5 protein-coding genes are annotated in these 6,080 nt (G+C 61.9%); 4 read left to right on the top strand and 1 reads right to left on the bottom strand.

Going from position 1 to position 6,080, the window contains the following annotated elements:
* From L9059_RS24915 to L9059_RS24900, 4 genes are all read left to right on the top strand, one after another.
* Positions 1 to 663: SDR family oxidoreductase (locus L9059_RS24915; protein WP_247293488.1), on the top strand; the 663-nt coding region annotated here is incomplete at its 5' end.
* Positions 664 to 665: 2 nt separating this feature from the next.
* Positions 666 to 1,520 carry a MaoC family dehydratase gene (locus tag L9059_RS24910; RefSeq protein WP_247293487.1) on the top strand — a complete coding sequence of 285 codons (855 nt, stop codon included), beginning with the start codon at positions 666 to 668 and terminating at the stop codon, positions 1,518 to 1,520.
* Between the two features lie 289 nt (positions 1,521 to 1,809).
* On the top strand, positions 1,810 to 3,387 hold the full coding sequence (locus tag L9059_RS24905) for a collagen-like triple helix repeat-containing protein (RefSeq protein WP_247293486.1): 1,578 nt from the start codon (positions 1,810 to 1,812) through the stop codon (positions 3,385 to 3,387).
* Between the two features lie 140 nt (positions 3,388 to 3,527).
* Positions 3,528 to 5,198 (top strand): ShlB/FhaC/HecB family hemolysin secretion/activation protein, encoded by a 1,671-nt coding sequence (locus L9059_RS24900; RefSeq protein WP_247293485.1) that lies wholly within the window; start codon positions 3,528 to 3,530, stop codon positions 5,196 to 5,198.
* A 453-nt stretch (positions 5,199 to 5,651) separates the two neighbouring features.
* Here L9059_RS24900 and L9059_RS24895 read toward each other — a convergent pair whose 3' ends face one another.
* A complete protein-coding gene (locus L9059_RS24895; protein ID WP_247293484.1) occupies positions 5,652 to 6,065 on the bottom strand; it encodes a response regulator in 414 nt (137 codons plus the stop codon).
* Positions 6,066 to 6,080 lie beyond the last annotated feature (15 nt).

The following is a 6,080-nucleotide window of genomic DNA, read 5'->3' as shown; positions in this document are numbered from 1 at the left end:
GAAACCCTGGCCCGTGACGGCGCTGAGGTGGTGCTGCTGGACGTGCCTCAGGCCAAGTCCGACCTCGAAGCCCTCGCCGCACGCCTCGGCGGGCGCAGCGTCACCCTCGACATTTGCGCCGAGGACGCCGCCGCACAACTGATCGACCACCTGCCCGATGGCATCGACATCGTGGTGCACAACGCGGGCATCACCCGGGATAAAACCCTGGCCAACATGACGCCGGAGTTCTGGGATGCCGTGCTGGCGGTCAACCTCAATGCACCGCAAGTGCTGACCAAGGCCCTGCTGGACCAGGGCACCCTGCGCGACAATGCCCGGGTGATCCTGCTGGCCTCCATCAGCGGCATCGCCGGCAACCGCGGGCAGACCAATTACGCCGCCAGCAAGGCCGGGCTGATCGGCCTGGCAGAAGCCTGGGCGCCGCTGCTCAAGGAGCGCGGCATCAGCATCAATGCCGTGGCACCCGGGTTCATCGAAACCCAAATGACCGCACACATCCCCTTCGCCCTGCGCGAAGCCGGCCGACGCATGAGTTCGCTGGGCCAGGGTGGTTTGCCGCAAGACGTTGCCGAGGCGGTCGCCTGGCTTGCCCAGCCCGGCACTGGCGCATTCACTGGACAGGCCTTGCGAGTCTGCGGACAAAGCGTTTTGGGGGCTTAGACATGACGACCGATTGGCACACACTCGATCGCGAACCGAGCGTGACGGACCTGTACGTTCGGGCCGCCACTCGACGCAAGATCACTGGCACTACCCTCCCGGATTCCGGATTGCGTAGCGGGATCGATGTCGATCCAAAGCGCCTGGCGGCCTACCGCAAAGTCTGCGGTTTCGCCGACAACGCCTTGCTGCCACCCACCTATCCCCACGTCCTCGCGTTTGCCTTGCAGATGCAACTGCTGACGGCCAAGGAGTTTCCTTTCCCGTTGCTCGGACTGATCCATTTGAGCAATCGCATCCGCGTCCTGCGCCCGATGGGCGGCGTGGGCCGGGTGCGGGTCAGCGTGCAAGTGCAGAACCTGCAGCCCCACGCAAAGGGTGCGACGTTCGACCTGGTGACGACCCTGGATGATCAACTCGGGCCGCTCTGGGAAGCCGAGAGCCGGATGCTCTGTCGCGGCGTCAAGCTGGAGGGCGAACCGGCGGAGCAAGTGCTGGCGCCGATGTTGCCGATGACTCAGGTGGCGCAGTGGAAAGCCCCTGCGGACATCGGCCGGCAGTACGCCAAAGTCTCTGGTGATTACAACCCGATCCACCTGAGTGCCGTCAGCGCTAAGCTGTTCGGCTTCCCCACCGCCATTGCCCACGGGTTGTGGAACAAGGCCAGGACCCTGGCGGCGCTCGCCGATCATTTGCCCACGGCCAATGTAAACATTGCCGTGCAATTCATGAAGCCGGTGCGACTGCCCAGTGAGGTGACGTTGATGGCGAGTGCGGCGGGATCGAGTGGGGACTTTCAACTGCAGGGGGCCGGGGACCTGGAGCATATGATGGGGCATTGGTCGCCGATTACTTGAGGCGTCTGGAAAATTGTCATCGAGAGCAAGCTTTGCTGCTGCAAACTGATCTGAAATTGTATATATCACTAAGGTTTATGAACCCTTAAAACACTTCTTAATACATTGATTTAAAAGCATATATCAGCCAAAACAAAACCCTATACAAGGCGTTAATACCAACTGGAGAATGGTATTGGCGCCCCCTTGCGACTGTCATGTCTACAACGGACGAAGGCATTGCCGGCAACAGAAACCGGCAAGCCATCGAAGACCACGAACGTTGTAACAGGTGCAAGGAATACCTCTCATGAAAACCCACGTGTGGTGCAAATCAGCAATCGCCATGGCACTCGCCCTGTCCCTCGGCCTGACCGGCTGTAGCAGTGGTGGCGGTGGTCATCACAGCAGCTCCGGCAGTTCATCCCCCGACAGCACCGCAGGCGCGGGAACAGGCGGCTCCGGAGACTCAGGCGGAACCGGCGGTACAGCTGACGGCACCGCAGGCACTGGCGGATCGGGTGGTGACAACACCGCGGGCACCGGTGGAACTGGCGGCGGCACCACAGACCCGAGCAACCCGACCAACCCCACAGACCCGACCGACCCAACCAATCCGACCAACCCCGGCGTTACTCCGCTGGTGACCACCACCCTGGTCCAGGACGTTGGCAAAACCGTCAGCGGCATAGGCGATGGAGTCGGCCAGGTCGGCGACAGCCTGGGCACCGTGCCCGTGGTCGGCGGTGTGGTGCAAAGTGCAGTCAACACTACCGGTAATGTCGTCAGCACCCTGGGTGACGGCGTCGCCAATGGCATCGGCAAACTGGACAGCGATCCCAATGGACTGGGTGTCACAGCGGCATCGGTAGGCGGCGTGGTGCAGGATGTCGGCAATGGCGTCTCCGACGTCAGCGGCAAACTCGCCACCGCCACCAGCAGCATTCCTGTGGTGGGCGGCGTCGTCACCAAAGTCGCCCCCGTGCTGGACGGCGTTGGCGAAAAAGTCACCATGCTTGGCGATACCCTGAGTACAGCTACCACTACCGGTCCCCTGGGGACAGTGACCAAGGAGGTCGGCAGCAAACTCGTGCCGGTAATCGCCATGGTCGAGACCACGACTGACAAGATCGGCGACGCGACCGGGCTCGGTGGTCCGCTCAAAGGCATCGTGAACAAAGTGGGCAGCACCGTGAATGGTGTGGGCGACAAAGTCACCCTGGCGGGTAACGGCAATGCCCTGACCAACACCGTCGGCGGCGCCTTGAGCAACACCGGCACGGCGGTGGGCAAAGTCGGCGGGCTGGTTTCCAATGGCACCGATTCCGGCGCGGGCGGCGTCCTGGGTGGCGCCTTGGGCGGCACAGGTTTGCTGCAGACCGTCGGTGGCGCGGTGGTCAATGTCGGCAGTGGGCTTAACGCCGGCAGCACCAGTGGCGTGGTCAGTGCAGGCGGTGTAACCGCCGGGGCAGCGGGCAATCTGGTTGCGTCGGTTAACACTGTACTGGGCGGCTCCGGCGTCGCCAATACGGCAGCCACCGCGCCCCTGGCCAACCTCGGCAGCACAGTGGGCACTGGCCTGAATCCGGTCACTACCGCCGTCACCGGCCTGACCCAGAACGTCGGCGCAGCGACAGGCCTTGGGGCATCCGTCAACGGCCTGACCCATCAGGTGGGTGGCGCGGTCAGCAACCTTGGCTCAGCGATCGCCACCAGCACGCCGAACCCGGTCGTGGCGGCGGTCGGCAACACCGTCACCACGGTAGGCAGTACCGTCGGTGCCGTCGGCGGTCTGGTGAACGGCGCCCCTGGCGATGGCGGCGCTACAGGTGGTCTCGGTGGCTTACTGGGAGGCCTTACCGGCAAGTTGAGCGGCAAGAACCGTTAGTTTTTTGCACCAGACCGATTCGACGGCTTTTTCTACAGCGCCTACGCTTGGTTGAAGGCGGAAGATTCGAAAGAGTCTTCCGCTTTTTCTTTGGAACATGATGATCCAGGCGAAGTTGTAAATTGAACATGGAGTGTCCTATGCGCCTCTTGGCATCCTTGCTAGCTCTGACCGTCAGTACCTGTGCCCTTGCCGACAACCTTCCCAGCTTTCTCAACAGCAACGAAACCACCCGCAACCTGCCAGCACCGAACTTGCCCGCCGATGCCTACCGCCCCAGCACTGCGCCGCTCTCGGTGCCGGAACCCGGCGCCACCCAGGCCCAGCCCCTGATGATGAACACTCGAATCAAGCTGAAAACCGTGCAGATCGAAGGCGGAACCGTCTACCCCCTCAGCGAACTGGCCACGCTGTACCAGCCCCTGATCGGCAGGGAAACCAGCCTCGCTGACCTGATTGAAGCAACCCGCAGCATCACCCGCCGCTATCAGCAGGACGGTTACCTGCTGTCCTATGCATTCCTGCCGCAACAGACGTTCGATAATGGCGTGGCGCGGGTGGTGTTGGTGGAAGGCTATATCAAGGATTACCAGTTGCAGGGCGACGTCGGACGGGTCAAGGGCCTGCTCGACAAACTGGTAGCCAAGCTGCAGGCCGAACGCCCGCTGACGCGCAAGACCTTCGAGCGCTACACCACCCTCATGAGTCGAATTCCTGGCGTGACCTTGCAGGCGCAGGTGCCGCCACCGGGCACCACCGACGGTGCGGCCTACCTGGTCGCCCAGGCCAGTCGCAAACCCTTTACCAGCACCCTGAGCGCCACCGAAAGCAACCGCAACGGCACCCAGGCCTTGCTCGGTCTCAGCAGCAATTCCCAAACGTCCATGGCCGAGCAACTGAGCCTCAGCGGCCTGTTTCCACCGGGGGAAGATCACGAGCAGTACTACCGCCTGGACTACAACCAGTTTCTGGACGCCGAGGGCACGCAGTTGGCGCTTTCCGCCTCACGCTACCGCGCCGATCCGGGCACCAACGTGCTGACCGACAATGGCCTGGAGCTCAAGCCGCACCGAGAGAATGACCGTTACTCCATTGGCCTGAGCCATCCATTGATCGCCTCACCTAACGAACAGCTCAGCGTCAGCTCAAGGGTGTACGCGGTCAATGACAAGACCCGCTACAAGGTGGTCGGCTTTCCTGTGAGCGTCGACATCAACAGCGATGTGCGCGCCCTCGCTTTCGAAAGCGACTGGCGCAAGGCCGATGCCAAGCAGTTGCGGATCCTCAGTGGCGGGGTCTATCAAGGCATCGATGGCATGGGGGCCGATACCAACAACACCGACCTCGACCTGGACTTCTTCCGCCTGCGTTTATCCGGCGTGCAGAGCGACCGGTTTTTCGACAACTGGCAGGGGGTGCTTTCGGCCGCGCTGTACTGGAGTGAAGACACCCTGCCCGACAGCGAACGAGCGGTATTCGGCGGGCAGAATTTCGGTCGCGGCTACCCCGACGATCAAGCGTCCGGCGACAAGGGCTGGGGCGTGGCGTACGAGGTCAACTACAGCTTCAACCGTGACTGGAGCTGGGTAAAAACCCTCCAGCCGTATGTGGTGCTGGATCGCTCGAAGACCTGGTTCAACAAGCTGCCGGTGCAGGGGAACAATCTGTCCTCGGGCGCCATCGGGTTGAGGTTCGGCGATGCCAAGTACTACAACATCGCCCTGGAAGCCGCCAAGCCAATGTCCGAGGAAGCACTGGATACCTTCAACCGCAAGCCGCGGTACAGCATCAGTTTCAGTTACCAGCTTTGAGTTGAGGACCGATTTGCTCGCGATGGCGACGTTGAACGATCGCCAGAAGGACGGTGGCCTATACGAACCCACTGTAGGAGCTCGCTCGCGATGAACCCGAGAACGCCGCGGGCATATCAGGTTGCCAGCATTATCGTTCACGACCATCGCGAGCAAGCTCGCTCCTACAGTGGGTTTCCAAGTGGCTCGGTCCGCGAACCTGCGCACAGCTGCCACCTACGATTGCGTCGCGGCGATTGATGGCAGCGCCTAATATCACTTGGAGTTTCACAATGGATCAAACACTCCCTCCCCCCGCCGAATCCGAAATGCTGGCGGAGATCACGGCTAAGCGCGTACTGGATCAAATCGACACAGCTGTAGACGCAGAGCGATCCCCACGTAGGAGCTGCCGAAGGCTGCTCCTGCGGGACCGGGCACGCTGGCGGCATGCATCGGTAGGAGCGGGTTTGTTCAGCCGGAAGTCACTTGGGCCAGGGGCTGCGGGAACAGGTTGTTCAACGTCTCCAGCAGTCGCACGTGGTAGATGGGTTTGCGAAACAGGTCGAGCACCTGCAGGCGCAGCATGTCGCTGACGTCCTCCATGTCCGCATGCCCGGACGTGACGATCACCGGTAGATGCTGACGTGAGGTGTGCTCGCGCAACCGCTTGATCAGCGACATGCCGCTTTCCTCCGGCATGCGCAGATCGGTGATCACCAAGGCGATATCAGGATGGCGGGTAAGGTGATGCAGGGCGAGTTTGACCGACGTTGCCGTGAAGCAACAAAAGCCCTCGCCCTCCAGCAGTTCGGCAAGTTCAAGCAGCGCGTCTTCTTCGTCGTCGACCAAGAGCAACTGCTGGCGTGGGGGTGAAGATATTGTCATGTGGCGTTTCCGCTA

This window comes from Pseudomonas violetae (assembly GCF_023072615.1).
Lineage (GTDB): Bacteria > Pseudomonadota > Gammaproteobacteria > Pseudomonadales > Pseudomonadaceae > Aquipseudomonas > Aquipseudomonas violetae.
This window is presented reverse-complemented; position numbering and strand designations above follow the sequence as displayed.

Coding starts and splice junctions, on each gene's coding strand:
- L9059_RS24910 (WP_247293487.1), top strand. CDS start 666: ATGACGACCGATTGGCACACACTCGATCGCGAACCGAGCGTGACGGAC.
- L9059_RS24900 (WP_247293485.1), top strand. CDS start 3,528: ATGCGCCTCTTGGCATCCTTGCTAGCTCTGACCGTCAGTACCTGTGCC.
- L9059_RS24905 (WP_247293486.1), top strand. CDS start 1,810: ATGAAAACCCACGTGTGGTGCAAATCAGCAATCGCCATGGCACTCGCC.
- L9059_RS24895 (WP_247293484.1), bottom strand. CDS start 6,065: ATGACAATATCTTCACCCCCACGCCAGCAGTTGCTCTTGGTCGACGAC.